Annotated in this window: 25 protein-coding genes and 1 tRNA gene; 12 read left to right on the top strand and 14 right to left on the bottom strand. The window is 75.4% G+C overall.

Features of this window, described 5'->3' with window-relative positions:
• Position 1: 1 nt before the first annotated feature.
• Positions 2–1,045, top strand: a complete 1,044-nt coding sequence (locus WCD58_RS08280) for an alcohol dehydrogenase catalytic domain-containing protein (RefSeq protein WP_337701496.1) — start codon at positions 2–4, stop codon at positions 1,043–1,045.
• 24 nt (positions 1,046–1,069) lie between these two features.
• Here the strand turns inward: WCD58_RS08280 and WCD58_RS08275 are convergent, their stop codons facing one another.
• The 4 genes from WCD58_RS08275 to WCD58_RS08260 form a co-directional block, all read right to left on the bottom strand.
• The gene (locus WCD58_RS08275; protein ID WP_337701494.1) at positions 1,070–1,297 is read right to left on the bottom strand and encodes a hypothetical protein; all 228 of its coding nucleotides are present in this window, start codon (positions 1,295–1,297) and stop codon (positions 1,070–1,072) included.
• A gap of 112 nt (positions 1,298–1,409) precedes the next feature.
• On the bottom strand, positions 1,410–1,568 hold the full coding sequence (locus WCD58_RS08270; protein WP_337701491.1) for a hypothetical protein: 159 nt from the start codon (positions 1,566–1,568) through the stop codon (positions 1,410–1,412).
• Between the two features lie 16 nt (positions 1,569–1,584).
• The gene (locus WCD58_RS08265) at positions 1,585–1,833 is read right to left on the bottom strand and encodes an ANTAR domain-containing protein (RefSeq protein ID WP_337701489.1); all 249 of its coding nucleotides are present in this window, start codon (positions 1,831–1,833) and stop codon (positions 1,585–1,587) included.
• Between the two features lie 206 nt (positions 1,834–2,039).
• Positions 2,040–2,115, bottom strand: a tRNA-Thr gene (locus tag WCD58_RS08260).
• 302 nt (positions 2,116–2,417) lie between these two features.
• On the opposite strand from WCD58_RS08260, the gene WCD58_RS08255 reads away from it, so the two are divergent.
• Both WCD58_RS08255 and WCD58_RS08250 read left to right on the top strand, forming a co-directional pair.
• Positions 2,418–3,830 (top strand): threonine/serine exporter family protein, encoded by a 1,413-nt coding sequence (locus WCD58_RS08255; protein ID WP_337701487.1) that lies wholly within the window; start codon positions 2,418–2,420, stop codon positions 3,828–3,830.
• The gene (locus tag WCD58_RS08250; RefSeq protein ID WP_337701485.1) at positions 3,796–5,196 is read left to right on the top strand and encodes an alpha,alpha-trehalose-phosphate synthase (UDP-forming); all 1,401 of its coding nucleotides are present in this window, start codon (positions 3,796–3,798) and stop codon (positions 5,194–5,196) included. Before WCD58_RS08255 ends, WCD58_RS08250 begins: the two co-directional genes overlap by 35 nt.
• Here WCD58_RS08250 and WCD58_RS08245 read toward each other — a convergent pair.
• Positions 5,189–6,280: a LacI family DNA-binding transcriptional regulator gene (locus WCD58_RS08245; protein ID WP_337701483.1), complete on the bottom strand. Its 1,092-nt coding sequence runs from the start codon at positions 6,278–6,280 to the stop codon at positions 5,189–5,191. The two genes, WCD58_RS08250 and WCD58_RS08245, sit on opposite strands and share 8 nt — an antisense overlap.
• Positions 6,281–6,457: 177 nt before the next feature.
• On the opposite strand from WCD58_RS08245, the gene WCD58_RS08240 reads away from it, so the two are divergent.
• From WCD58_RS08240 to WCD58_RS08225, 4 genes are read left to right on the top strand one after another with little or no spacing between them, the layout of a single operon-like run.
• The gene (locus WCD58_RS08240) at positions 6,458–7,405 is read left to right on the top strand and encodes a metal ABC transporter solute-binding protein, Zn/Mn family (RefSeq protein ID WP_337701481.1); all 948 of its coding nucleotides are present in this window, start codon (positions 6,458–6,460) and stop codon (positions 7,403–7,405) included.
• A 25-nt stretch (positions 7,406–7,430) separates the two neighbouring features.
• The gene (locus tag WCD58_RS08235; RefSeq protein WP_337701479.1) at positions 7,431–8,231 is read left to right on the top strand and encodes a metal ABC transporter ATP-binding protein; all 801 of its coding nucleotides are present in this window, start codon (positions 7,431–7,433) and stop codon (positions 8,229–8,231) included.
• Complete coding sequence (locus WCD58_RS08230) at positions 8,228–9,079, top strand: metal ABC transporter permease (protein WP_337701477.1); 852 nt, start codon at positions 8,228–8,230, stop codon at positions 9,077–9,079. Before WCD58_RS08235 ends, WCD58_RS08230 begins: the two co-directional genes overlap by 4 nt.
• Before the next feature lie 42 nt (positions 9,080–9,121).
• Entirely contained in the window at positions 9,122–10,729 is a 1,608-nt protein-coding gene (locus WCD58_RS08225; protein ID WP_337701475.1) for an adenylate/guanylate cyclase domain-containing protein, read from the top strand.
• Between the two features lie 24 nt (positions 10,730–10,753).
• Here the strand turns inward: WCD58_RS08225 and rlmB are convergent, their stop codons facing one another.
• Both rlmB and cysS read right to left on the bottom strand, forming a co-directional pair.
• On the bottom strand, positions 10,754–11,776 hold the full coding sequence (rlmB, locus tag WCD58_RS08220) for a 23S rRNA (guanosine(2251)-2'-O)-methyltransferase RlmB (protein WP_337701474.1): 1,023 nt from the start codon (positions 11,774–11,776) through the stop codon (positions 10,754–10,756).
• A 5-nt stretch (positions 11,777–11,781) separates the two neighbouring features.
• Complete coding sequence (gene cysS / locus WCD58_RS08215) at positions 11,782–13,182, bottom strand: cysteine--tRNA ligase (protein ID WP_337701472.1); 1,401 nt, start codon at positions 13,180–13,182, stop codon at positions 11,782–11,784.
• A gap of 162 nt (positions 13,183–13,344) precedes the next feature.
• Here cysS and WCD58_RS08210 point away from each other — a divergent pair, with 162 nt between their 5' ends.
• From WCD58_RS08210 to WCD58_RS08200, 3 genes are all read left to right on the top strand, one after another.
• Positions 13,345–14,469, top strand: coding sequence for an NDMA-dependent alcohol dehydrogenase (locus WCD58_RS08210; RefSeq protein ID WP_337701470.1), 1,125 nt, complete (start codon positions 13,345–13,347; stop codon positions 14,467–14,469).
• Between the two features lie 152 nt (positions 14,470–14,621).
• Positions 14,622–15,521, top strand: coding sequence for an AAA family ATPase (locus WCD58_RS08205; RefSeq protein ID WP_337701468.1), 900 nt, complete (start codon positions 14,622–14,624; stop codon positions 15,519–15,521).
• Positions 15,522–15,580: 59 nt separating this feature from the next.
• Entirely contained in the window at positions 15,581–16,507 is a 927-nt protein-coding gene (locus tag WCD58_RS08200; RefSeq protein ID WP_337701466.1) for a VWA domain-containing protein, read from the top strand.
• A 268-nt stretch (positions 16,508–16,775) separates the two neighbouring features.
• On the opposite strand, the gene WCD58_RS08195 is transcribed toward WCD58_RS08200, so the two are convergent.
• From WCD58_RS08195 to WCD58_RS08175, 5 genes are all read right to left on the bottom strand, one after another.
• Complete coding sequence (locus WCD58_RS08195; RefSeq protein WP_337701464.1) at positions 16,776–17,597, bottom strand: ESX secretion-associated protein EspG; 822 nt, start codon at positions 17,595–17,597, stop codon at positions 16,776–16,778.
• Positions 17,594–19,189, bottom strand: a complete 1,596-nt coding sequence (locus WCD58_RS08190) for a hypothetical protein (RefSeq protein WP_337701460.1) — start codon at positions 19,187–19,189, stop codon at positions 17,594–17,596. Before WCD58_RS08190 ends, WCD58_RS08195 begins: the two co-directional genes overlap by 4 nt.
• Before the next feature lie 63 nt (positions 19,190–19,252).
• Positions 19,253–19,717: a 2-C-methyl-D-erythritol 2,4-cyclodiphosphate synthase gene (gene ispF, locus WCD58_RS08185; RefSeq protein WP_337701458.1), complete on the bottom strand. Its 465-nt coding sequence runs from the start codon at positions 19,715–19,717 to the stop codon at positions 19,253–19,255.
• 31 nt (positions 19,718–19,748) lie between these two features.
• On the bottom strand, positions 19,749–20,441 hold the full coding sequence (gene ispD / locus WCD58_RS08180; RefSeq protein WP_337701456.1) for a 2-C-methyl-D-erythritol 4-phosphate cytidylyltransferase: 693 nt from the start codon (positions 20,439–20,441) through the stop codon (positions 19,749–19,751).
• A gap of 30 nt (positions 20,442–20,471) precedes the next feature.
• On the bottom strand, positions 20,472–20,954 hold the full coding sequence (locus tag WCD58_RS08175) for a CarD family transcriptional regulator (RefSeq protein ID WP_116707106.1): 483 nt from the start codon (positions 20,952–20,954) through the stop codon (positions 20,472–20,474).
• Positions 20,955–21,171: 217 nt separating this feature from the next.
• On the opposite strand from WCD58_RS08175, the gene WCD58_RS08170 reads away from it, so the two are divergent.
• Positions 21,172–21,714, top strand: coding sequence for a copper chaperone PCu(A)C domain-containing protein (locus WCD58_RS08170; protein ID WP_337701454.1), 543 nt, complete (start codon positions 21,172–21,174; stop codon positions 21,712–21,714).
• Positions 21,715–21,725: 11 nt separating this feature from the next.
• Here the strand turns inward: WCD58_RS08170 and WCD58_RS08165 are convergent, their stop codons facing one another.
• Positions 21,726–24,281: a TIR domain-containing protein gene (locus WCD58_RS08165; protein ID WP_337701452.1), complete on the bottom strand. Its 2,556-nt coding sequence runs from the start codon at positions 24,279–24,281 to the stop codon at positions 21,726–21,728.
• 266 nt (positions 24,282–24,547) lie between these two features.
• On the opposite strand from WCD58_RS08165, the gene radA reads away from it, so the two are divergent.
• Positions 24,548–25,957 carry a DNA repair protein RadA gene (radA, locus tag WCD58_RS08160; protein ID WP_337701450.1) on the top strand — a complete coding sequence of 470 codons (1,410 nt, stop codon included), beginning with the start codon at positions 24,548–24,550 and terminating at the stop codon, positions 25,955–25,957.
• Here the strand turns inward: radA and WCD58_RS08155 are convergent.
• The gene (locus tag WCD58_RS08155) at positions 25,954–26,862 is read right to left on the bottom strand and encodes a hypothetical protein (protein ID WP_337701448.1); all 909 of its coding nucleotides are present in this window, start codon (positions 26,860–26,862) and stop codon (positions 25,954–25,956) included. The two genes, radA and WCD58_RS08155, sit on opposite strands and share 4 nt — an antisense overlap.
• Between the last annotated feature and the right edge of the window lie 52 nt (positions 26,863–26,914).

Raw genomic sequence — 26,914 nt, 5'->3', positions numbered from 1 at the left:
GATGAAGGCACTGGTGTACCACGGCCCCGGCAACAAGGCCTGGGAGGACGTCCCCGACGCGAGGGTCGAGGAGCCCACCGACGTCGTGGTCAAGGTCGAGACGACGACGATCTGCGGCACCGACCTGCACATCCTGCAGGGCGACGTCGCCGCGGTCACCGATGGGCGCATCCTCGGCCACGAGGCCGTCGGCACGATCACGGCGGTCGGCGACGCCGTCCGCGGCTTCTCCGTGGGCGACCGGGTCCTCGTCCCCGCGATCACCAAGTGCGGGCGCTGCGAGTACTGCCAGCGCGGCATGCCCTCGCACTGCCAGACCGTCGGCGGCATCGGCTGGATCTTCGGCCACCTCATCGACGGCACCCAGGCCGAGTTCGTCCGCGTGCCCTACGCCGACACCTCGCTCTACGCCGTGCCGTCCGGGGTCACCGACGAGCAGGCGATCTTCCTCGCCGACTCGCTGCCCACCGGCTACGAGGTCGGCGTGCTCGCCGGCGGCGTCCGCCCCGGCAACACGGTCGCGGTGGTCGGCGCCGGCGCGGTCGGGCTGTCCGCGGTGCTGACGACGGGCCTGTGGGGCGCCTCGAAGGTGATCGCGGTGGACTCGAACAAGTTCCGCCTGGAGAAGGCCCTCGAGTTCGGCGCCACCGACGCCGTCGAGGTCGGCCCGGGCACGGTCGGCGACGTCGTCGCGCTCACCGACGGGCTCGGCGTCGATGTGGCCATCGAGGCCGTCGGCTACCCCGAGACCCTCCTGACCGCGGCCTCGCTGGTCCGGCCGGGCGGCACGATCGCGAACATCGGCGTCCACGGCACGCCGGTCGAGCTGCCGATGCAGGACATGTGGATCAGCAACGTCACGATGACCATGGGTCTCGTCGACACCGTGTCCATCCCGACCCTGCTCAAGATGGTCGCGTCCGGGCGCATCCCGGCCGAGAAGATGGGCACGCACTCGTTCACGTTCGCCCAGATCGACGAGGCCTACGACGTCTTCGCGAACGCGGCGGCGAACCTCGCCCTCAAGGTCGTCATCACGCCCTGAGATCGCTCGCCCGGTCCCCGTTGATCAGGGGACCAGCACGAGGACGGCGACCAGGCCGACCGCGACGAGCAGCGCGAGCCGGCCGACCCACGAGACGGTCGCCGCCTGGGACACGAGCCGGGCGGCGACCAGCTCCGGGTGCTCGTCCTGCTCGACCCTCGCGGCCCGCACGGTCATCGGCACGATGGCCGGGCGGGCCGCGGGCGTGCGCGGCGCCGGGATCGCGACGTGCTGGACCTCGGTGATCATCATGTGCCCTCTCCCCGCGGAGTCCGTGTCTCGCCGGGGACGTCGAGGCAGGTCAGGGCTTCGTTAGCGGATCTCCGCGGAGATCCACCCACCGGGTGGCGTGTCGCCCCGGCGGCTACGCCCCGTCGACGAGATGCCGCCCGAACGAGCCGTGGACGAGACGGGCCTCGCGGGCGTAGTGGGCGAGGTCGATGACGTCCTGGTCGGCGATCCACACCGACAGGTCGACCTCCTCGAAGCCTCCGGTGGGACGGGGGTCGTCGTGGTCCGGCACGGGGCCTCCTCGGCGCCTACGGGTTGCGGCGCCAGATGGCGCTGATGTCGTCGATCAGCCAGGCGGCGACGAGCGGGACGTCGATCGCGGTGTCGCGCGACCAGTCGGCGAGGCGCTGGGCGGCGGCCTCGGCGTCACAGCCGTAGCGCTCCATGAGGATCCCGGTGGCGCAGCTGACGGCGTCGAACGGATCGACCGCGGCCGCCGGCATCTCGATGGGATGTGCCTGCCGCTGATCGGGCGTGCCGTCCTCGTGCAGGGCCAAGTCCTGTCGCCTCCCGCACGGCCGTCTGGCCGACCGTGGAACGGCGACGGTACACCTCGCTCGTTCCACGTACACCGGGCCGCCATCCGGCGTCCCACGCGAGTTCACGAGCGACGTCATCCACTACGGCGCGGCCGCGCGGGTGCGTGAGGACGCCGCTGATCACCACGGAGCGGCGCGCCCGGCGTGTGCGACGCAGGCACAGATGGAGCCGGCGCGGGGAATCGAACCCCGGACCTTTCGCTTACAAGGCGAGTGCTCTGCCGATTGAGCTACGCCGGCACGGGGACCCATCGTACGAGGCCCCGTGCGTGCGGAGAGACCCCGCCCACAGGTGCAGGAAGTAATCTCTGTCGGTCGGCACGGTGGTCGGGCGGGGGTCGCCACCGCCCGTCGGGGTGGGACGTGGCGCACGCTCCCCGCCGGCAACCCTGATCGACTCCCGCACGTCTGGGCAGGTGGCCTTGATGAAGTTTCCCGGGGTGCCCCGTCCGCGGTTCGAGCACTCCGACGAGCAGGGAGAGGAAGGTCCGCCCGTGGGGGTGGCCCAGCGAGCCCGCGGTTCGCTCCGTCGACAGTTCCCCGTGGACGACATCCGTCGCGCCGCCGTGGACGCGCCGACCGTCCGCGACAACCTCCTCCCGGCGATCACCGGGCCGGAGGTCGCCGACGACACGCTGGTGCTGCGCGTGCTCGACCTCGCGCTGCGCATCGGCGAGGTGCAGATCGCCTCGGGCGCCGGGGCGGCGGTCGCGCACGACACGATGCTCGCGATCGCCGGCGCGTACGGCCTGCCGGCCTGTGACGTCGACATCGCGTTCTCGACGATCACCATGTGCTGTCACCGCGGCAACGAGGCCGGTCCGGTGACCACCATGCGCAACGTCCGCTACCGGACCCAGGACTACACGCGCCTCACCGAGGTCGACGAGATCATCGCCGCGATCGTCGACCGCGAGGAGCCGATGCGCGTCGAGGAGGCGATCACCCGCCTCGGCAACGCCGTGCGCGCGCCGCACCCGTACCCGCGCTTCGTGGCCGGGATCGCCCGCTCGCTGTTCGCGGGCGCGGTCGCCTTCCTGCTCGGCGGCGGCTTCTTCGTCGCCGCGCTGGCCACGGTCGCCACCGGCATCATCTGGGGCGTCGCCCGCTGGCTGGGCCGGCGCCGCGTGCCGATGTTCTTCCAGCAGATGGTCGGCGCCACCATCGTGACGCTCAGTGCGACGACGCTGGCGTGGTCCGGGACGCTCGACGACTCGCCGGCGTTCGTGATCGCGGCCGGGATCGTGGTGCTGCTCTCGGGGCTGTCCCTGGTCGGCCTGGTGCAGGACGCGATCTCGGGGTTCCCGCTGACGGCGGCCGGCCGGGCGGTCGAGGTCGTGCTCGCGTCGGCGGGGCTGCTGGTCGGCGTCGTCGTCAGCATCAAGCTGGTCGGGGCGGTTCTGGGCACCGACGCGGGCGCCTACGCGGCCGTGGTGCCGCCCAGCCCGGCGCCGTCGCTGCACCCGATCTCGCTCCTCGCCGCCGCGGCCGCCGGGATGCTGTTCGCCCTGTCGGCGTATGCGCCGTGGCGTTCGCTGCCGCTGGCGGCGGCCGCGGGCGCCGTGGCGTGGGGCGGCTACGGGCTCCTCGGCATCCTGGGCGCCGGGGAGGTCGTCGCCGCGGCCCTCGCGGCCGCCGCGCTCGGTCTCGTCGCGATGCTCCTGCCCCGCATGCTGGGTACACCCCCTCTGGTGCTGGTGATCGCCGGGATCACGCCGCTCCTACCGGGTCTGACGATGTACCGCGGGTTCTCGCAGCTCGCGTACGGCAGCGTCGCCGTCGGGGCGGTCACGATCCTGCTGGCCCTGACCTTCGGACTCGCGCTCGCGGCCGGGGTCTCGGTCGGGGAACAGGTCGGCTGGCCCCTGCAGCGGCTCGCCCGCCGCCTGCTGCCCGGAGTCTCCGCGGAGGACAGAGAACGTGACGCACGCCGAGGACGCCCACGGGTCTTCTGACCTGCTGGTGGTGGCCAACCGGTTGCCCTTCGACCTCGACGCCGACGGGGAGTGGCACCGCAGCCCGGGCGGGCTGGTGACCGCGCTCGAGCCGACCCTGCGCGCCCGTGGCGGCGCGTGGGTCGGCTGGCCGGGCCGCCCGGACGCCGACCCCGAGCCGTTCGACGACGACGGGCTCGCGATCCGGCCGGTCCCGATCAGCGCCGACGAGGTCGCGGCCTACTACGAGGGCTTCGCCAACGCGACGCTCTGGCCGCTCTACCACGACGTCGTCGCGACGCCGCGGTTCGAGCGGTCCTGGTGGGAGGCCTACCGGCGGGTGAACGAGCGCTTCGCCGACGCCGCGGCCGGGGCGGCGGCGGACGGGGCCACCGTCTGGGTGCAGGACTACCAGCTCCAGCTCGTGCCGCAGATGCTCCGCGAGCGCCGCCCGGACCTGCGGATCGGCTTCTTCCTGCACATCCCGTTCCCGCCCGCCGAGCTGTTCGCCCAGCTCCCGTGGCGGCGCCCGGTGGTGGAGGGCCTGCTCGGCGCGGACGTCGTCGGGTTCCAGACGGCCGGGGGCGCCGAGAACTTCCGGCACGTCGCGACCCGGCTCACCGACGCCACCCGGGACGGCGCCGGGCTCACCGCACCGGACGGGCGCGCGGTCGCCGTCGACGCCCACCCGATCTCGGTCGACTCCTCGCACCTCGACGGGACGGCCCGCGAGCCGGACACGGCCAAGCGCGCCGAGGCCCTGCGCCACGAGCTCGGCGACCCGCGCACGGTGCTGCTCGGCGTCGACCGCCTCGACTACACCAAGGGCATCGACGTGCGCCTGCAGGCGTTCGCCGAGGTCCTGGGCAGCGGGCGCCTCGACCCGGCCGGGACCGTGCTCATCCAGGTCGCGACGCCGAGCCGCGAGCGCGTCGAGCACTACGCCGAGATGCGCGACGACATCGAGCTCACCGTGGGGCGGATCAACGGCGAGTACGGCGCGGTCGGGCGCCCGGTCGTGCACTACGTGCACCAGTCGACCCCGCGCGACGAGCTCGTCGCCTTCTACCGCGCCGCCGACGTCATGCTCGTGACGCCCTACCGCGACGGCATGAACCTCGTCGCCAAGGAGTACGTCGCCTCCCGGCCCGACGGCGACGGCGCGCTCGTGCTCTCGGAGTTCACCGGCGCCGCCGACGAGCTGGCCGAGGGCGCGTACCTCGTCAACCCGCACGACCTGGACGGCGTCGCCGACGCGATCGTCGCCGCGGCCTCCCAGGACGCCGACGAGGCCCGCCGGCGGATGGGCCGGATGCGCGAGCAGGTGCTCGAGCACGACGTCGAACGCTGGGCCGCCGGATTCCTCGAGGCCCTGGGCGTCACCTGAACTCGCGGGCCGGCCCCGACGTCGCGCGGGCGAGCAGTTCGGTGGGCAGCAGGAGCGTGCGCGAGCGCTGGCGATCGCCGCGGTCGAGCAGGAGCTCGCCGGCCGCGCGGCCCTTGTCCAGGGTGGGCTGGCGGATGGTCGTCAGCTCCGCGCGCTCGGCGGCGGGGACGCCGTCGAACCCGGTGACCGCGATCTCGTCGGGCACCGCCCGCCCGGCCGTGCGGGCGTGGCGCAGCGCGCCGAGGGCGAGGATGTCCGAGGTGCACACGATGGCGGTGACGTCGTGCTGGGCGAGCAGCTGCTCGGCGGCCGAGGCCCCCGCCGACTCGCTGTGGTCGTAGCGCTCGACCACGGGCACCGCCGACCAGTCCACCCCGGCCTCGGCGAAGCCCTCGCGCAGCCCGGCGAGACGTCGGCGCTGGACCTCGTAGCGGGCGCGCTGCTGGCGTTCGACGCTCGCGAAGCCGTCGTTGCGCTCGGTGGACAGGCGCATGCAGAGCACGCCGACACGGCGATGGCCCAGGCCCGCGAGGTGGCGGGCCATGTCGACCATCGCGGCGTGGTCGTCGATGCCGACGCGGTCGACGTCGGGCACCGCGGTCGGCTGGTCGCACACGACGACGGGGACGGGCCGCTCGAGCACCGCATGGAAGTTGTCGTCGTCGTCTGGCATTGAGTAGACGACGAAGCCGTCGACGCCCGCCCGCGCGACGGCGCCGGGGTCGTCGGCCTCGGGGCTGACCGGGACGAGCAGCAGGCCCGAGCCGTTGTCCTCGCAGGCCAAGGCGAGGCCCTCGAGGAACTGGACGGCCACCGGGTCGCGGAACGCGTACGACAGGGCCTCGGTGAGCAGCAGGCCGACGGCGCCCGCCTTGCGCGTGCGCAGCGACCGCGCGACCGGGTCCGGGCCGGGGTAGCCGAGGCGCCGTGCGGTGTCCAGCACGCGGCGCCGCAGCGCCGGCGAGAGCTGGTCCGGGCGGTTGTAGGCGTTCGACACCGTGGTGCGCGACACGCCCAGCTCCGCCGCCAGCGAGGCCAGCGTGGCGGTGCGCCGCGATCGGCGCCCCTCGAGTGCCTCGGCCACCACCCGACGGTAGCGACTGTTTCGATCTAGGGCCACTCCACGCGACCGATGGACGTCCAGATGCGCCCGGTGTGACCTGGTCGGACCACCTCCCGACTCCCACTCGCAATCGATAACCGTTATCGTTTGCACGCCGGACACGATCGTGTCGGCTGGATCGACAGGAGGAGACGCCCCGTGCCCGTCCGTTCCGTGCCCCTGGTGGCCACCCTGCTCGGGGCGCTGCTGGTCCTGGTCGCCTGCGGGGGCTCCGGCGGCGCACCGGCCCCGTCCGCGGCGCCGGCGCCCGCCCCGGAGTCGCCCGCCCCCGCCCCGGGGCGCACGCTGACGGTCGTGGCCACCACGAACGTCTGGGGATCGGTCGCGAGCGCGATCGCCGGCCCCGGCGTCGAGGTGCGGTCGATCATCCAGGACCCCGCCGCCGACCCGCACTCCTACGAGAGCACGCCCGCCGACGCCGCCGCGCTGACGAACGCCGACCTCGTCGTGTTCAACGGCGGCCACTACGACGACTGGGTCGAGCAGGTCATCGACGGCGACCCGGCCGTGCGCGAGCGCTCGATCGAGGCCTTCGCCCTGCGCGGCGACCAGGCCCAGGAGAACGAGCACGTCTGGTTCGACCCGACCGCCGTCAAGGGCGTGGTGAACCAGGTCGCCGAGCGTCTCGCCGCCGTCGAGCCCGCCCAGGCCGCGGCGCTGCGCGAGCGGGCCGCCGCCTTCAACACCCGCGTCGACGACCAGGCCGCCCGCCTCGCGCAGATCGGGCAGGCCCGCCCGGGCGCCCGCGTCCTCGCCACCGAGCCGATCGCGCAGTATCTGCTGACCACCGCGGGCGTCGCCGACGCCACCCCGCCGGCGTTCAGCGAGGCGATCGAGAACGAGACCGACCCGGCCGCCGCCACCCTCGCCGAGGCGAACCAGCTGGTCGCGAGCCGCGGTGTCAACGCGCTCGTGTTCAACCCGCAGACCGAGACCCCGATCACCACCGGTCTGCGCGACGCCGCCACGGGGGCCGGCGTGCCGGTGGTGAACGTGACCGAGACACTGCCCGCCGGGCAGGACTACCTGACCTGGCTCGACGCGACCCGCGCCGAGCTCGCCCGCGCCCTGGGCGCCCCGGCCTGAGGTTCGACCGCGTGAGGTACCGATCGTGAGCAGTCCGTCCATCCGCCTGTCCGGAGCCGAGGTCCGCCGCGGCGGCCGCACGCTCTGGACGGGTCTCGACCTCGACGTCGCGCCCGGCGAGTTCGTCACCGTGCTCGGGCCCAACGGCTCGGGGAAGACGACGCTGCTCACGGTCCTGCTCGGCCTGCTCCCGCTGGCCGCGGGGACCTGCGAGGTCGCCGGGAGCCCGCCGCGCCGCGGCAGCGCCGACGTCGGGTACGTCCCGCAGCAGACGAGCGTCGACCCGCTGACGCCCCTGCGCGGTCGCGACCTCGTCGGGCTCGGGCTGGACGGGCACCGCTTCGGCCTGCCGTTCCGCGGGCGGGCCGAGCGCACGCGCCGCGTCCACGAGGCGCTGCTGCAGGTCGACGCCCTGGAGCTCGCCGACGCGCCGGTCGGCGCGCTCTCCGGCGGCGAGCAGCAGCGCCTGCGGATCGCGCAGGCGCTCGTCGGGGACCCGTCCCTGCTGCTCGCCGACGAGCCGCTGCACTCGCTCGACCTCGCCCGCCAGCGCACCGTCGTCGAGCTCCTCGAGCGCCGCCGCCGCGACCACGGCACGGCGATCGTGTTCGTGACCCACGAGCTCAACCCGGTCCTGCCCGTCACCGACAAGGTCCTCTACCTCGTCGACGGGCAGTTCCGGATCGGGACGCCCGACGAGGTGATGACCTCGGAGACGCTCTCCGAGCTCTACCGCACCGACGTCGACGTCGTCCGGGTGCGCGACCGGATCGTCGTCGTCGGCGCCGAGGACCGCCTCGTCCACACCGGGGGCGGGCCGCGGTGAGCACCCTCGACCTGCTCGCGCTCGACTTCGTCCGCAACGCGCTGATCGCGGGCGTCGTGCTGGCGGTGCTCGCGGGCCTGCTCGGCCCGATCGTCGTCGGGCGCGGGATGGCGTTCTCGGTGCACGGCACCGCCGAGCTCGCGTTCGCGGGCGGGGCCGGGGCCCTGCTGGTGTTCGGCACCGACGCGATCGGGTGGGGCGCGCTCGTGGGCGCCGTGCTCGTCGCGCTGCTGTTCGGGGCGCTCGGGCGGGCCCAGCGCGAGCGCGACTCCGTGATCGGTGTGCTGCTGTCGTTCGGCCTCGGGCTCGGCGTGCTGTTCCAGTCGCTCTACACCGGGCGCTCGGCCAACAAGTTCGGCCTGCTCGTGGGCCAGATCGTCGGCGTCGACGTCGGCGACGTGCTCACGCTGGCGGTCGTCGGCGTCGCGGTGCTGCTCGTCTTCGCCGTGGTCCGCCGGCCCCTGCTGTTCGCGAGCCTCGACCCCGACATGGCGGCCGCCCGCGGCGTGCCCGTGCGGGCGCTGTCGATCCTGTTCGCGGTGCTGCTGGGCGTCACCGTCGCGCTGGGCGTGCAGATCGTCGGCGCGCTGCTCGTGCTCTGCCTGCTCATCACGCCGGCCGCCGCGGCGGCGCAGGTGACGGCGTCGCCGACGCTCGCGTCGGTGCTCGCGGTGGTGTTCGCCGAGGTGGCGGTGATCGGCGGGATCGTGGCCTCGCTCGACGCCGGGCTGCCGATCAGCCCGTTCGTCGCGTCGATCGCGTTCGTGATCTACCTGGTCTGCCGCGGGCTCGGCTCGCTGCGGACCCGGCGGCGTGTCGCCCGAACGGCGGTTGCCACCGCCCGGTGAGCTGCCCCGCCCCGCTCGCCGGCCGACGATAGAGTTCGCCCCATGTCCGGAGCCACCCGCGGCGTGCGCGCCGAGGACCCCGAACACAGCGGCCTCCGACTGGTCACCCGGGTCGCCCTCGGCCTGGTCGTCGTCACCCCGAACATCGTGGGTGCCGGCGTCGTGCTGGTCGTGGCCGCGTGGGTGCTCCCGCTCGGCGAGCTGGTCGCGTTCGACCCCGCCGCGCTGTGGCGCAACCTCGTCGCGTTCGGCGCCTACCTGGTCGCGGCGATCCTCGTCGGGGCGATCTGGGGCCACTTCCGCGTGCGGGTCCCGCCCGCACCCGGGCCGGGTGCCGACGACGCCGCCGTCCGCCGGCACCGCAAGCGCGTGCGGCGCGTCGTCCTGCGCGGGCCGCTGCGGCTGGCGACGGTGCAGAGCGTCCTGTGGGCCGCGGCGCTCGTCCTGTTCGTCATGATCAACGTGTTCTCCAGCCCGCGGCTCGGGCTCTCGGTCGGCGTGACGGTCGCGCTCGGCGGGGTCGCGACGGTCGCCGTGACCTACCGGCTCGTCGAGCGGGTCCTGCGCCGCGAGGTCGCGCGGGTCCTCAACGACCGCCCGCCCCAGGGCCGCCCGCTGCCCGGGGTCGTGCTGCGGTCGGTCGGCTCGTGGTGGCTGGGCACCGCGGTGCCGCTGGTGGGCGTCCTGCTGGCCGCGGCGTCGGCGCTGGCGCTCGGCGGCTACTCCGTCGACCGGCTCGCGATCGTCGTGCTCGTGCTCGGCGGGGTCGCGCTCGTCGTGGGCTTCCTGGTCACGGTGCTGACGGCGATGTCCACGGCCGCGCCGGTGCTGGCCGTGCGCCGCGCGCAGCGCCGCGTCGAGGAGGGCGACTACGACGCCGAGGTGCCCGTCTTCGACACCACCGAGCTCGGCGTGCTGCAGGCCGGCTTCAACACGATGGTCGCGGGGCTGCGCGAGCGCGAGCGGGTCCGCGACCTGTTCGGCCGCCACGTCGGCGAGGACGTCGCCCGCACCGCGCTCGAGAACGACGTCGAGCTCGGCGGCGAGGTCCGCGAGGTCGCCGTACTGTTCGTCGACCTCGTCGGCTCCACGCGGCTCGCGGCGACCCGCCCGCCGCAGGAGGTCGTCGAGATGCTCAACGACTTCTTCGCCGTCGTCATCGACGTCGTCGAGCAGAACGACGGCTGGATCAACAAGTTCGAGGGGGACGCGGCGCTCGCGGTGTTCGGCGCGCCGATCGAGCGCGCCGACGCCGCCGCCTGCGCCCTGCGCGCCGGCCGCGAGCTGGGCCGGCGGATCGCCACCGAGCTCGACGACATCGCCGCGGGCATCGGCGTCTCGGCCGGCGAGGCGGTGGCGGGCAACATCGGCGACACCCGCCGCTACGAGTACACGGTGATCGGCGACCCCGTGAACGAGGCCGCCCGGCTCACCGAGGCCGCCAAGGAGATCGACGGCTGCGTCGTCGCCTCCGGCGCGGCGCTCGAGCGCGCGGGCAGCGAGGCGCAGCGCTGGGTCGTCGTCGACTCGCGCACCCTGCGCGGCCGGGACGCCGAGACCGAGCTCGCGGTCCCGCGCGAGCACGCGGGGACGTGCGTGGAGTCGGGGTCCGCCGAGGAGCCGGAGCGAGCGGGGAGTCTGCGCGCCTAGAAGCAGCGAACGCCACGTTCGCTGCTACCCCTGCGCGCGCCTCCGCCGGGCGACCTCGGCGAGCGCGACGCCCGCGGCGACCGAGGCGTTGAGCGACTCCACCTCGCCCGCCATCGGGATCGACACGACGCCCGTGCAGGTCTCGCGCACGAGGCGGGACAGGCCCTTGCCCTCGGAGCCGACGACGATCACCAGCGGCCCGCGCGCGGCGTCGGGGCCGGCGACGTCGTCGAGGTGGTCGATGTCGGCGCCCGCCTCGCCGTCGAGCCCCACGGTCACCAGGCCCTCGTCGAGCCAGGCCGACAGCGTGCGGTTGAGGTTGGTGGCGCGCCCGACGGGGACGCGTGCCGCCGCGCCCGCCGAGGTCCGCCACGCCACCGGCGTCACGCCCACCGAGCGCCGCGACGGCAGCAGCACCCCGTGCGCGCCGAACGCCGCCGCCGAGCGCAGCACGGCGCCGAGGTTGCGGGGGTCCTGCACCCCGTCCAGCGCCACCAGCAGGGGCTCCACCTTGTCGAGGTGGGCCCGCTGGCGCGCCTCCTCGAGCAGGTCGTCGGGGTGCCGGTACTCGAACGCCGGCACGGCGAGCGCGAGCCCCTGGTGCACGGCGCCGTCGGCCATCTTGTCGACGTCGCCGCGCGGCACCTCGAGCACCGAGACGCCCCGCTCGGAGGCCATCTTGATCGCCTCGCGGACGCGGTCGTCCACCTCGATGTTCTGGGCGACGTAGAGCGCAGTCGCGGGGCTGTGCGCCCGCAGGCTCTCGACGACCGGGTTGCGGCCCAGCACCGTCTGCGGGCCGTCGGGGTCCTCGCGACGGCCCGGGGCGCGCCGGGCGGGGGCCCGGTCGTCGCCCGCGGGCTTGCGCGGCGCCGACGACGCGGCCCCGCCGGAGCGGTAGGCCTTGTGGTTCGGGCGCTTGTCGGCGGGCGGGGTCGGACCCTTGCCCTCGAGGCTCTTGCGCCCCTTGCCGCCCGAGCCCTTCGTGGGGCCCTTCTTGGAGCCCGGGTTGCGCCGGGCTCCGGGGCGGCGGGAATTGCCGGCCATGAGGGCTACGCACCGTCCTTGAGCGTCCAGGTGGGGCCGTCCGCGGTGTCCTCGACGACGACGCCGGCCGCGGTGAGCTCGTCGCGCAGCGCGTCGGCGCGGGCGAAGTCGCGGTCGGCCCGCGCACGGGTGCGCTGCTCGAGGAGGGCGTCGACCAGCGAGCCCAGGGCCTGCCGGGCGGCGTCGCCCGGGCCCCCGGCGCCGGGCGCCTCGGCCCACACGACGGGGTCGAGACCGAGCACGCCGGTCATCGCGCGCACCGCGCCCGCGAGCGTGAGTGCCTCGGTGCGGTTGCCGGCGTCGAGGGCGGCGTTGCCGCGACGCACCGTCTCGTGCACCTCGGCGAGCGCGGCGGGGGTCGCGACGTCGTCGTCCAGCGCGGCGGCGAACGCGTCGCTGATCCGGCCGACCTCGACCGCCCCGACCCGGTCGTGCACGCGGTGCACGAAGGTCTCGATCCGGTGGTACGCGGCGGCGCCCTCGGCGAGCGCCTCCTCGGAGTACTCCAGCGTCGAGCGGTAGTGCGGCGCGACGAGGTAGTAGCGCAGCTCCACCGGGCGCACCCGCTCGAGCACCGCGGGGATCGTCAGCGTGTTGCCCAGCGACTTCGACATCTTCGCGCCCGACATCGTCACCCAGGCGTTGTGCAGCCAGTACTCGGCGAACCCGTCGCCCGCGGCGCGCGACTGCGCGAGCTCGTTCTCGTGGTGCGGGAAGACGAGGTCGAGCCCGCCGCCGTGGATGTCGAAGCGCGGCCCGAGGTAGCGCGTCGCCATGGCCGAGCACTCCAGGTGCCAGCCCGGGCGCCCGCGGCCCCACGGCGTCGGCCAGTCCGGCTCGCCGGGCTTGGCCGCCTTCCACAGCGTGAAGTCGCGGGGGTCGCGCTTGCCGCGGGGGTCGCTGCCCTCGCCCTGCTCCATCTCGTCGAGGCGCTGCCCGGAGAGCTCGCCGTACGAGGGCCAGGTGCCGACCGCGAAGTAGACGTCGCCGTCGACCGCGTAGGCGTGCCCGCGGTCGATGAGGCGCGCGATCAGCTCGACCATCTCGGTGACGTGGCCGGTCGCGCGCGGCTCCGCCGACGGCGGCAGGCAGCCGAGCACGTCGTAGGCCGCGGCGAACGCCCGTTCGTGGGTGGCGGCCCACTCCCACCACGGCCGGCCGGCGGCCTCGGCCTTGGTGAGGATCTTGTCGTCGATGTCGGTGACGTTGCGGACGAACAGCACGTCGTAGCCGCTGTGCGCGAGCCAGCGGCGCAGCACGTCGAAGTCGAGACCCGACCGGACGTGGCCGACGTGGGGGACGCCCTGCACGGTGGCCCCACACACGTACATCGACGCCGTGCCGGCGTGCTGCGGACGGAACTCCCGCAGCGCGCGTCGTGCGGTGTCGTACAGGTGCAGGCTCACCGCCCGGATCCTACGGAACGACGGATCCGTCGTTGTCGGCCCATCAGCCTACGCAGGGAGCCCGACCGATCGATCGTTCGGTAAGCCTCTTCCCAACCTGTGAGGGGGGACATAGAGTCGCGCTCGTCATTCGACGTTTCGCTACGCAAGGAGTGGTCAGCGTTGTCCATCACGTGCCGGACGTCTCTCGTCCGCCAGGCCCCGGGCAAGTACGAGACGGCGACGGTCGAGGTCGACGACCCGCGTCAGGACGAGATCCGGGTGAAGATGGTCGCCTCGGGCCTCTGCCACTCCGACGACCACATCGCCACCGGTGACATCCCCGTCGGCACCTACCCCTTCGCGGGCGGCCACGAGGGCGGCGGCATCGTCGAGTCGGTCGGCCCGAACACCTCGGGCTTCGCGCCGGGCGACAAGGTCCTCTTCTCGTTCCTGCCCGCCTGTGGGCAGTGCCGCTGGTGCGCCACCGGGCACTCGAACCTCTGCGACCTCGGCGCGGGCCTGCTCGCCGGCACCCGCTGGACCGAGGACTCCACCCGCCTGCACCTCGAGGACGGCACCAACGTCGGCCAGATGTGCGGCATCTCGACGTTCTCCGAGTACACGACCGTCGCGGTCGACTCGGCGATCAAGGTCGCGCCGGACACCAAGCTCGAGGTCGCCTGCCTGCTCGGCTGCTCGGTCGGCACCGGCTGGGGCACCGCCGTGAACACCGGCGAGGTCAAGCCCGGCGACACCGTGATCATCCAGGGCATCGGCGGCATCGGCGCCAACGCCGTCCAGGGTGCCGCGCACGCGGGCGCCGCGAACGTCCTCGCCGTCGACCCGGTCGCGTTCAAGCGCGAGAAGGCCCTCGAGCTCGGCGCCACCGAGGCGTTCGAGTCGATCGAGGAGGCCACCGAGGTGGCCAAGGGCTACACCAACGGCCAGGGCGCGGACGTCTCGATCGTCACGATCGGCATCACCAAGCCCGAGCACGTCGGCAACGCCTTCGCCTCGATCCGCAAGCAGGGCACGGTCGTCGTCACCGGCCTCGGCGACATCACCGAGGTCGGCGTGCCGATCCCGATCGGCGAGCTCACCCTGTTCGAGAAGAAGCTCAAGGGCTCGCTGTTCGGGTCGTCGAACCCCAAGGCCGACATCCCGAAGATGCTCGACCTCTACAACAAGGGCAAGGTCAAGCTCGACGAGCTCGTCACCAAGCAGTACAAGCTCGACGAGGTCGCCCAGGGCTACGAGGACATGCACGCCGGCAAGAACATCCGCGGCGTCCTGATCTTCGACTGATCTCCGGACAGAGGTAACCGACACCCGTGACGAACGGTTCCGCGGCCCCGGTGTCCCCAGAGCCCGAGGGCGCAGCTCCGCTGCGCTCCGTGCCCCAGGACGCCGGGGCCGCCCCCGGTCTGCCCACCGCCGGACCGCTCCCGGTCCGGTCCATGATCGACGCTTCCCACGCCCGGGTCGTCGGGCGCGTGCGCGAGTCCGAGGTCATCGCCGCCGCGCTCGCCGCCGGGCGCAGCATCCTGCTCGAGGGCCCGCCCGGCACCGGCAAGACGACCCTGCTGCGCGCGCTCGCCGAGGGCGCCGGCGTCGGCCTCGAGCTCGTCGAGGGCAACGCCGAGCTGTCCCCGGCGCGCCTCGTCGGGCACCACGACCCGTCCCGCGTGCTCACCGAGGACTACACGCCCGAGAACTTCGTGCCGGGCCCCTTGGTGCGCGCGCTGACCTCGGGCGCGCTGCTCTACGTCGAGGAGCTCAACCGCGTCCCCGAGGAGACGCTGAACGTGCTGCTCGGCGTGCTCTCCGAGCGCCGGCTGCACGTGCCGCGGCTCGGGATCGTCGACGCCGCGCCGAGCTTCCGGCTGGTCGCGGCGATGAACCCCTCCGACGCCGTCGGCACCGGGCGGATCACCCCGGCGCTCTACGACCGCTCCTGCCGCGTCGGGTTCGCGCACCAGAGCGCCGACGAGGAGACCGCGATCGTGCGCCGCGACCACGGCGTCGTCGACGCGGCGTTCGTCGAGCGGGCGGTGCGCGCCACGCGCTCCACCCGCGAGCACCCCGACCTGCGCCTCGGGTCCTCGGTGCGCGGGGCGCTCGACCTCGTCGCCGTCGCCGAGTCACTGGCCGAGCTGCGGACCGTGGCGCTCGCGGGCCGGCTCGCCCCGGCCGCGGAGTCGACGGGCACCGACGCCGCGCTCGCCGCGCTGTCCGGGCGCGTGCAGCTGCTCGAGGGCTCGACACGCACGGTCGAGGAGGTCGTCGCCGAGCTGTGGGCGGCGAGCGCGCCGGCCGATCCCGCGTCGTCCGGGAACGGGGACCCGGGAAAAGCCTGAGCCCCGGTGAGTCGCCGCCGCAGGAGTCGGGGCGCTCGCCCGGGGCACCGCCGCGCGTGGTGTCCGACCCCAAGGAGGTCGAGCAGCTGCTGCGCGACCAGGCCCGGCGCACCGAGACCCGCGCCGACCTGCAGCGCCGCCACGACGACCTCCAGCAGGTCAGCCCGACGGTCGGCGTGCTCGACGAGGCCGCCGTCGCCGGCGCCTACGACGAGGACCCGGACACGACCGTGGACCTGCTCGCCGACCTCGCCCGCGCCACCGACCCGACGCTGCGCGCGGCCGCCCGGCGACTGGCGGTCCGGCTGCTCGTGCCGCCGGCGCGGGCGGGCGAGACCGAGCGGCGGGGCTCGAGCCGGCTCACGACCGTCGCCGGCGACGGCCTCGACCTGGACCTCGACGCGACCCTCGAGCGCTCGCTGGCCCACCGCCCCATCCGCGCGGAGGACCTGCGCTGGCGGGGCTGGCGCTCGCCCGCGCGGGCGCTGATCCTGCTGGTCGACGCGTCCGGGTCGGTGGCCGGCAAGCCGCTGACCACGGCGGTGACGACGGCGGGCGCCCTGGCGGCGGGCCTCCGGGGTGACGACGAGCTCGCGGTCGTCGCGTTCTGGTCGCGCGCGGTGGTGCTGCGCCACCTGCACTCCCCCGCGCCCGCGTCCGCGGTGCTCGACTCCCTGCTCGACCTGCGCGGGGGCTCGACGACGGACCTGGGTCTGGGCCTGCGGGTGGCCCTGGCGCAGGCGACGGCGGCGCGCGTCCCCCACGCCGACGTCCTGGTGCTCACCGACGGGGCGTGGAACGAGGGCGAGGACCCGGCGCCGATCGCGGGCGGGTCGGGCGCGGCGCGCGTGCACACGCTGGTGACGGTCGACGACGAGGAGGCGCGTACGTCCTGCGCGCGCCTGGCCGCCGCGGGCGGCGGGCGCTCGGTGCCGCTGCACAAGCCCTCGGACGCCCCGGCGGCGGTGCGGGCGGTGCTGCGCTGAGGGGCGCGTCGCCGGCGGGGAGGAGGCGGCCTCTTTCACGGAAACGCTTTGCGGATCGAAGCATCGCGGGGTGTCAGCGGCGTGGCGTCGCTGTCATTGAGTGTCCGTAACGCCACGCGCTCGCCTCGAGATGTCAGCGGTGGGCCACCCCTGACACTGGGCGTCCGTCATGCCACACGCTCGCCTCGGATGTCAGCGGCGTGGCGTCGCTGACACCGAGCGTCCGTACCGCCACGCGCTCGCCGCCCGGGATCGCGGCGTTCGCGGGCTACGCCGGGCCGCGTCGGCCGGCGACGTCGCGGGCGTGCCCGTCGAGGAGCGCGCTCAGTTCCGCGCGCAGGCGGGACCGGTCGAGCGGATCGACGAGGACACGGCCGCCGGTGCCGTCGAGGCCCCACGCCACGCAGCCGACCGCGGTGTCGAGGACGGTGACGGTGCGCGGCCCGCGGCGGGGCGCGCCGTCGGCGTCGCGGGCGGTGACCCCGAAGGTCATCGCCCGGTCGGGCGCCGGCGTCCAGAGGGCCCGGAGGCGCTCGACGTGGTGCGGCGGGACCCCCGCCCGGCGCAGGCGTCGCGAGCGCTCGTCGAGGGTCAGCCCCGGCCCGAACAGGGCGTCCGCCGGCAGCGCCATCGGGACACCGGGCGCCGGGCGGACGTCGGGGAGGCGGGCGAGCAGGGCGCCGGCGAGGTCGTGCGGGTCGGTCGTCTCGAGCAGCAGGCCGTCGTCGTCGAGGCGCGCGACGAGGCCCAGCGCGCCGCGCGCCGCCGCCAGCGTCGCCCGGGTCGCGTGCCCGTCGGCGCGCACCACGACGTCGAGCTCGCAGGCCGGGCGCGCGAGCACCCCGAGCGCGTCGGCGAGCCCGGGGTCGGGGTCGCCGCGCTCGTCGACGAGCCCCTGCGCCGTCAGCCGACCCCACGCGGCGGCGTCGAGGGCGTCGCGCTCGTCGTAGGTGCGGCCGTGGTCGAGGACGTGCAGGACGACCGGGCGTGCGCCGAACCCCAGCCGGCGCCACAGCGCGAGGTACTGGCCGACGTCGAGCCGCGCGCCCGCGAACTGCGTGCCCAGCGCCATCGGCAGGACGCCCCTCACTCGCCGATCACCGGCGGCGCGGTCGCGGGCAGCACGCCGGCGATGGCGTCGGGATCGTCCTCGGAGAGGTAGTCGGGGCGCCGGCGCTGCCCGTCGCCGCCCTGGCCGCCGACCATGCCGGCGGGCGGGATCATCGGGACCGCGCCACCCCGGCCCTCGGCCGCGGCCGCGCCGGCCGCCCGCGCCGCGACGGTCTCCGCCGCGGCCCCACCGCCGACGCCGGCGCGCGCCCCCGAGCCGAGCTCGCCCGCCGCGCCGCCCCCGCCGGCGCGCGCGCCGGATCCCGGCTCGCCCGCGGCGCCACCGAGACCGCCCGCACGGCCCCCGGCCGCACCGCCCTCGCCGGCACCGACCGCCGCGCCCGGCAGCCGGGGCACGACACCGCCCGCACCGCCGGCCCGCCCGGCCCCGCCGGCGTCTCCCGTGGCGCCCGGCAGCCCGGGGACCCGCCCCGAGCCCGCCGCCGCGCCGGGTGAGGCGCCGGTCGTCGCGCCACCCGGCACGCGCCCGGACGCACCCGGGACACCGCCCACCGGCGGCACCACCGCGCCACCCGCGCCGGGTGCGCCCGCCCCGCCGGCACCGGCTCCCCCGGCCCCTCCTGCTCCGGGAATGCCACCGGGAGCTCCGGGAACAGCCGTACCCGGGGCCGCGGGCACCCCGGCTGCCGTCGTCGACGAACCGCCGGGCACGCCCGCAGCACCTCCCGGAACGGCGCCACCCGGAACAGCCCCAGCCGGAACAGCCCCAGCCGGAACAGCCCCACCCGCTCCGCCGCCACCCGGACCACCGGCGCCACCGGCGCCACCGGGCACCGCACCACCCGGCTCGACGCCCGGCACGACGCCCGGCACGACACCACCCCCGCCGGCTCCCGGCACACCGCCCGCACCGGGCACACCGCCACCCGGCACACCGCCACCCGGCACACCCCCGCCGGGCAGCCCCAGCGCCCCCTGCTGGGTCGCGGTGACCGGCGGGCCCGCTCCCGGCTGCACCGCGGACCCGTCCGGTCCGACGAACTGCGGCAGCGTCCCCATGCCCTGGCCGCTCGCCTGCTGGTAGGTGGTCATCGCCTCCTGGGCGAACTGCTCGGCCTGCTGGTAGCGCAGCATCGAGGCGACCGCGTCGGCACCGCCGATCGGCACGGTCAGCGGGGCGGTCGGGCCCACCGGCGGCACGGTGCCGAAAAGCGTGGAGCCGTCGAGGAAACCGTCGATGCCGGCCTCCATCGCCGACCCCGCGGACGGCGGCCCCTGGTCGAAGACGGCGTTCTGCACGGTGGTCAGCCGGTCGCCCTGCTCGACGTTGACGTTCTTGACCTGGGCCGCCAGCTCGCGCGCCTGGTCGGCCCACGGGCGCAGCGGCTCGATGCGCTCCTGCGCGGCGACGGAGGCGTCGCCGCCCCAGGCCACGCCCAGGGTGGCGTTGGCGCGGCCGACGGAGTCGGTGACCGCGATCATCCGGTCCGCCAGCCCCTGCCACCGGCCGCCGGCACCGCCGAAGCCGTCGCCGGCCTGCGGTTGCAGGGCGTCCCAGATGGCCTGGTGGGACACCGCGTTCCAGTGATGGTTGAACGGCTGCTCGGGCACAGGCCACCCCCTCGCGCGGATCGTAAGAAGCCCGCGCGGGCCGTGGGTGCGGTTTCGGGAAAGTCAGGCCGCGATCAGCAGCGCCGTCGCCACGGCGGCGAGACCTTCTCCACGGCCGGTGAGTCCCAGCCCGTCGGAGGTCGTGCCCGACACGGCCACCGGGCCCCCGAGCGCCTCGGAGAGCGCCGCCTGTGCCTCCGTCCGCCGGGTGCCGATCTTCGGCGCGTTGCCGATCACCTGGACCGCCGCGTTGCCGAGCACCCAGCCCTCCGCGCCGACGAGCCGGCGCACCTCGCCCAGCAGGCGCACCCCGGGCGCCCCGGCCCACTCCGGCCGTCCGGTGCCGAAGACCGCGCCGAGATCGCCGAGCCCGGCCGCCGAGAGCACGGCGTCGCACAGGGCGTGGGCGGCGACGTCGCCGTCGGAGTGCCCGGCGCAGCCGTCGACGCCCTCCCAGTAGAGACCGGCGACCCAGCACGGCACACCCGCAGAGACCGGGTGCACATCCGTACCCAGGCCTATCCGCATGGTCGAGCTCCGCAAGCTCCGTCTCCCGCCCTCACGCCGGCCCCGCCGTCACGAGCGCTTCGGCCATGGCGAGATCCAGCGGCGTCGTGACCTTGAACGCACGAGGATCACCCGGAACGGTCACGACGGGGACGCCGAGGTCCTCGGCGAGCCCGGCGTCGTCGGTGGCGACGACCGGCCCGCCGCCCGCGCGCAGCGTCCGGGCCCGCTCGTGGGCGGCCCGCAACGTCGCCGGGTCGAAACCCTGCGGCGTCTGGACGGCCGCGAGGCCGCTGCGGTCGACGGTGGCGGTCACGACGCCGGCGTCACCGGTGCGCTTGAGGGTGTCCGCGACGGCGGTCGCCGGGACGACGGCGGCGTGTCCCGCACGCACGGCGTCGATCACCGCGCGCACCACCTCGGGTGGGCACAGGCACCGGGCGGCGTCGTGCACGAGCACCACGTCGGTGTCGCCGGGCAGCGCGTCGAGCGCGGCCCCGACCGAGCCGACGCGGTCGTCGGCACCGGGCACGACGACGGCACGCCGCGCGCCGAGGGCGTCACGCACCGCCTCCTCGTCACCGGGCGGGGCGACCACCACCACGGCGTCCACACCACCGGCGACGAGGCCGTCGACGGCGCGCGCCACCAGCGCGAGCCCGCCGACGACCGCGAGCGCCTTCGGCCGGCCGAGGCCGAGCCGTTCTCCACGTCCCGCCGCCGGCACGATCGCCGCGACGGTCACCGCGTCTCCGCGGTCATCGTCCGTGCTGGATCAGGACGCCAGGACCTGGTCGAGCAGCGACTCGGCGGCCACCTCGTCGGTGCCCTCCGCGAGCGCGAGCTCACTGACCAGTATCTGCCGTGCCTTCGCCAGCATCCGCTTCTCACCCGCGGACAGGCCGCGGTCCTTCTCCCGGCGCCAGAGATCGCGGACGACCTCCGCCACCTTGTTCACGTCGCCCGACGCGAGCTTCTCGAGATTCGCCTTGTAGCGGCGCGACCAGTTCGTCGGCTCCTCGGTGTGAGGCGCACGCAGCACCTCGAACACTCGATCCAGCCCCTCCTGGCCCACCACGTCGCGGACGCCGACGATCTCGGCGTTGTCCGCGGGGACCCGGACGGTCAGGTCGCCCTGAGCAACCTTGAGGACGAGGTACTTCTTCTCCTCGCCCTTGATCGTCCTGGTCTCGATGGCCTCGATGAGAGCGGCACCGTGGTGCGGGTAGACGACGGTCTCGCCGACCTTGAAAACCATGTGTCCCGAGCCCCTTTCGCTTCTCCCAGGTTAACACGTCCGACGCACGGGCATTGCAGGGGATTGAGCCGTCTTCGCAGGTCAGGGACTTGACAACTCGCAGTGCGCCGTGCTCCCCCCGGTCACGCCGCGCGCCCGGACGGCCGGGGTGCGGCGCTGGTACTAGGGTGTCGCTGCCGCTGGAGCCCTGACCCCCACCCGAGAGGACGCTCGGATCATGAGCCGCCGCCCGCGCGGGCCCCGACCCGGGATCGTCGCCGCGACCCTGCTGACCGCGGCTCTCGCCCTCGCGGGCTGCAGCGCCGGGGCCGTCACCCAGACCGACACCATCGTCTCGCAGGCCGACGGCAGCACCGGGCAGGTCGGGCCGATCGGTGTCCAGGACGTCTCCCTGCTGGCCGGGCCCACCGGGTCCACGCCCTCGGGGAGCGAGGTCCCCGTCCGCGGGACGGTCGTCAACGACGGCCCCACCGCCGACCGCCTGGTCTCGGTGTCGACGCCCTACGCGCTGAACGTGCGCACCGAGGGCGCCACGACCATCCCGGCCGGCAACGCCGTGCGCATGGTCGGCGCCGAGCCCGGCCCGGTCGGACCGGCCGACGCCGCGCTGGGTGCCGGCGGCACGATGCGGGTGGTCCTCACCGGCACCACGCAGACGCTGGCCGGCGGCCCGACCTACCCGGTCACGTTCACCTTCGAGCGCGCCGGCGCCGTGACGATCCCGGTGATCGTCAGCGCCAACGAGCCCGCCGTCGGCTGACCGCGAACCGCTCAGCCGGGGATCTGGCTGCTCGGCCGCAACGGGAGCGCGGACAGCAGCTCGGCGGACTCCGCCAGGGTCCCGGTCGTGATCAGGAACCCGTACGGCACGTCGTCGTAGACGGCGGAGGTGGCGACGCCGGGAGCGGTGGACCGAGCGTGCACCGTGCCCTGGGGCACCCCGCCGACGGTCCAGCGATCGGTCCCCTCCAGGCTCTTCCCCTGGCGGATCTGGCTCGCCTGCCACCTCTGCGTGTCGGCGACGCTGTCCCACGCGAAGTAGACGACCTTCGCGTCCGGGGCCACCTCGGCGTGGGGGCACTCCACCGCCGCCGTCGCGGTCTGGTCGGGCCCGACGGCGACGGGTCGGCACGGCGAGCCCGGGTCCTCGATCTCCGGGAACGCCACGGCGAGCGTCGCCACACCCGTCGGCGACGCCCCGTCCGGCGGTGATCCGGGCTCGTCGGGCGGCGCGGACGTCGGGGCAGCCGCGACCGTCGGTGGCGAGGCGGGCGACGGGCCGATCGCGCTGCCGACCCCGACGGCCAGACCGATCACCGCCGCGGCGGCCGTCACGGCGCCGCCCACGAGCGTCCACCGGGTGCGACGGCGCGGGTCACGGGCAGGCTCGGGAGGCGGGGTTCCCGAGGGCCCCAGGGGCCCGAAGGGCGGCGGCATCGGTGACCGGGGCTCGGCGGGCGGGCGCGGCGACGGGATGCGCGCCGTGGGCGGAGCTCCCGCGACCGGCTCCGGCGACATCGACGCGGTGGCGAGGGGCGGGGGCGTCCCCGCCCGAGCGGGAGGGGACCCGACGGGGTCTCCCGACGGCGGCGCCGTGGGTATCCGCGCCCAGTGCAGCGCCCCGATCTCGGGCGGCGGCAGCCGCTGCGCCGGGTCGGCCGGCCGGGGCTCCTCCCAGTACACGGGGCGGATGAAGCCCTCGCGCCCCAGGCGCAGGGCGAACTCCCATTCGCGGCGGACCTGCGGCGACCGCATCGCGTGCCGCGACCAGAAGAGCTGGAAGACGTCCGCCCGCTCGATCAGCTCGTCCAGCCGCGGCTCCCATCGTTCACCGCTGCGCAGCGTCTGGCTGTCGATGACGTACCGGTCGCCGGTCACGGCGACGTAGTCGGCCACCGCCCGCACGACCGCGACGTCCCGCCGCGAGTAGGACGCGAAGATCTCCCGGTAGAAGCGGGCCGACACGGGTTCGGCCGAGTCCGCGAGGGCGGCCGACGCCGACACGGAGAGGGTGAAGGTGACGTCGCTCACGAGGACGACGCCGAGGTACACCCGTAGGCCCCCGGCGAGCTTCCTCCCGTCGTGCTCGGCGGGGACGCGGAGCCGGAAGGGGAGGCGGTGGACGGGCTCCTCCCACGCGAGCCACGCGCGGGGCGGGTTGACGACGCCCCCGTCCAGCCACGGCTCGACGACCAGCGTGCTGCCGCGGGCGAGCGGCATCGCGGTGTCCGCGACGACCGCGCCGAAGACGCCCTCCTCGTCGGCCAGGAGGCCGTCGGCCTGCTTCCGGACCATCGCGAGCGGGTCGAGGCTCCGCCCGGTGTCCGCGTCGATCGTCGGCTCGGAGCGGTGGACGAAGGCGAGCAGCGTGTACCACCGTTCCGGCCGGATGCGGGTCGGGCGGTAGACGGTCACCTGGACGTCGTCGTCGAGCTCCGGCGGCGCGGCCGGCGGCTCGGACGCCTCGAACGCGTCGCCGGCAACCGGTGCCCGCACGGCATCGCTCCCGACGGCCGCGGCCGCGCCGAGGACGACCGTCATCTCGGGGTCGGGGTCGACCGAGACGGCGCGCCCGAGGAGCTCCGAGAAGAGCGACGCGAGGCCCGGTTCCCGGCTCCACCTCCCGACCAGGAGCACGTCCTCGACGGCCCCGAGCTCCGTCCCCGCGTCGCGCAGCGCGCGGTGCACGGCCTCCGTCGAGGAGGAGGTGCCCGCCGGCGTCACGGACGGACGGCGCTCGGGCGAGAACGTGCTCGCCGGGCCCGCGAGCTCGGGGCCGGCGCGGTCCGCCCGCAGGACGGCCGCCTCGACACCCCGGTCGTCGAGACGGACCACGACGGCGTGTGCGCCGTCGGGGAGTCGGTCGCGGTGCCCCCGGAGGGCGGCGACCGGGGCCGGGACGAGACGCACCGACGCCGCGCACGCCCCGCGGGCGATCCGGACGAGGTGCGCCAGCGCCGAGTACGGGCAGGTGGCGGGATGCGTGAGCACCAGCTCGCCGGGTGGCCCGCCCTCGCGGGCGACCACCCGGGCCAGGACCTCGTCGATGAGGGCACGCACCCGCTCGGCCGTCGTGGGTGCGGTGCCGTTCGCTCCCGGGCTCGCGGTGGGGTCGAGATCGCTCAGGTCGAGGAGCGACGTCGGGGCGTCGTCCGGCTCGTCCACCACGACCGCTCCCGCGGGCGAGGAGCGCACCTCGGTCGACATCCAGGTGTGCCGGGGGTCGAGCGGAACGGCGGTGGCGACGCCCGCACGTCCGAGGGCGGCCGTCACCGTGGTGGTCCCGAGGTCGATCGCGAGGACGTAGGACCCCGGCCGGGCGGTCATCCGGTCCCCCGCGGGGGCGCGGCTCCGATCAGCCGCCCGACGATCGGCGCGTGGGGCGGCCGGGCGCAGGCTCGGACCTCGTCGCCGGACAAGAGCTTCTCCCCCTGAAGTACTGACAGTGACCATGCGCCGCGAGGACACCGCGTGGTACCGCCAGGCGTGCTACCCAGCGTGCGCATCGTCCGGCCACGTGACGGCACGGCGTGACCGTCGCCGGACATCGCGGCGCCACCACCGCTGTCGGGGGGCGGTCGTACGGTGCGCTCGTGCCAGCACGCGCCCGCGCCAGCCGCTTCGAATGCACCGCCTGCGGCCACCTCGCCGCGAAGTGGGTCGGTCGCTGCCCCGACTGCGGAGGGTGGGGCACGGTCGAGGAGGCGCCGGACATGTCCGGCGCCGGCCGCAGCGGGCGGCCCGGTGTCGCGCCGGCGCCCGCCGCGCGCCCCTCCAGTCCCGTGCGCCAGATCGCCGAGGTCAGCCTCGAGACCGCGACCGCCCGGCCGACGGGCGTGGCCGAGCTCGACCGGGTGCTCGGCGGCGGGCTGGTGCCCGGGGTGGTCGTCCTGCTCGCGGGTGAGCCGGGTGTGGGCAAGTCCACGCTGCTGCTCGAGGTCGCGGCCCGGCGGGCGCGCAGCGGGGCCACCGTGCTGTACGTCACGGGAGAGGAGTCGGCGGGCCAGGTCCGGCTGCGCGCCGAGCGCACCGGCGGTCTCGCGCCACACCTGTTCCTGTCCGCCACCGGCGATCTCGAGGAGGTCGCCGCGCACGTCGAGGCGGTCGACCCCGAGCTGCTCGTCGTCGACTCGGTGCAGACGGTCGGCACCGCCACCGCCGAGGGCACGCCCGGCGGGGTCTCACAGGTCCGCACGGTGACGACGGCGCTGGTCGCGCTGGCCAAGCAGCGCGATCTGCCGGTGGTGCTCATCGGCCACGTCACCAAGGACGGGGCGGTCGCGGGCCCGCGCACGCTCGAGCACCTGGTCGACGTGGTGCTGTCGTTCGAGGGCGAGCGCCACTCCCCGCTGCGACTGGTGCGCGGGCTGAAGAACCGCTTCGGGGCCACCGACGAGGTCGGCTGCTTCGAGATGAACGACGGCGGCATCGCCGAGGTCACCGACCCGTCGGGACTGTTCACCGGCGGCCTCGAGCGCACGGTCGCCGGGCAGGCCGTCACGGTGGCGATGGAGGGCAAGCGCCCGCTGATGGCCGAGGTGCAGGCGCTCGTCGCCCAGCGATCCGGCGACACCCCGGCCCGGCGCGTCGTGTCGGATCTCGACAGCGGACGCGTCGCCAAGATCCTCGCGGTCCTGCAGGAGCGGTGCGGCATCCGCCTGCACGACAAGGACGTGTTCGTCGCCACGGTCGGCGGCATGAAGCTGCGCGAGCCCTCCGCGGACCTCGCGGTGGCCATCGCCATTGCGTCGGCGTTCCGCAACGAGGCCGTGCGCTCCGGGTTGGTCGCGATCGGCGAGGTCGGGCTGGGCGGCGAGGTCCGTCGGGTGGTCGCGCTCGAGCGCCGTCTCGCCGAGGCGGCGCGGCTGGGCATCAGCCGCGCGATCGTGCCGCCCGGGCCGGTGAGCACACCGACGGGGCTGACGGCCGCGGCGGTCGACGATCTCCACGGGGCGCTGGAGCGCACCGGGATGCTGCGGGGCACGATCCGGCCCGACTTCTAGCCCTCGAGAGTGAACGGCGCCGGGTCGCTGACGATCCCGTCGAGCCGGGCCAGCAGCTGGTACGAGCCGGGCGGCACGACCGTCCGCTCCCCGGCGCACCCCGGGTTCGACGTGCGGCCCGACCAGGTCACCGAGAACACCGCCTCCTCGCCCGGGGCGAGCGTGCGCACGTCGTCGGTGTCGCCCGGGGAGCAGTCGTTGCTGCCCCACAGCCCGTCGCCGACCTTCTTCACCACCGCGACGGCCTGCTTGGCGGCGTCGAGGTCGCGCACGCAGGCGGCGTCGCTCGTGTTCTCGACGACGAGGCTCAGCACCGGCTTGCGACCGGCCGCGTAGCTCGGCGCGTCGGTGCGCGCGGTCACGCGGAGATCGCCGTCGGCGCAGGGGCCGGGCGCGGGGGCGGGCGCCGACCGCTCCTGCGCGGGCGGCTGGGCGGGCGGCTGGGCCGGTGCCGGGGTCGTGGCGGGAGGCGGCGTCGTCGTGGGGGTCTCCAGCAGCGGGCCCGCCGAGCCGGTCGGCACCCCGGGCGGGAGGAAGCCGCGGAAGTTGCCGCCGCCCGGCGGCACGAGCAGCGCGTCGCCGGGAGCCGGTGGCTGCGCGAGACCCGGCGCGTCGCCGGGCGGCAGCACCGAGGGCAGCGCCGCGGCGATGGGGCCGGGGGTGTCCTGCGGCGGGGCGACGTCGGGGGGCACGTCGGTCGCGGTGTCCGAGGTCTCCGGCGCCGCGGTGCCCTGCATCGCCGCCGCGCGGGCGCGCGCCTCGACCGTCGCCGGATCGGGCTCAGTGCCCGCCAGACCCGCGAGCGCCCAGACGAAGCCGCCGAGGACGAGGACCACGACGCCGAGCGCGAGCGACCGGCGCCGCCAGTAGACCGACGGCGCGAGCGGTCCGACCGGCTCCCACACGTCACGGAAAGTAGGGTCGCGCTCGCGGACCGCGACCGTTCGGCACGCGGTG

The sequence above is a fragment of the Actinomycetospora flava genome (assembly GCF_037400335.1).
Taxonomy (GTDB): Bacteria; Actinomycetota; Actinomycetes; order Mycobacteriales; family Pseudonocardiaceae; genus Actinomycetospora; species Actinomycetospora flava.
Note: the sequence above shows the minus strand (reverse complement) of the source record. Positions and strands in the feature narration are given on the sequence as shown.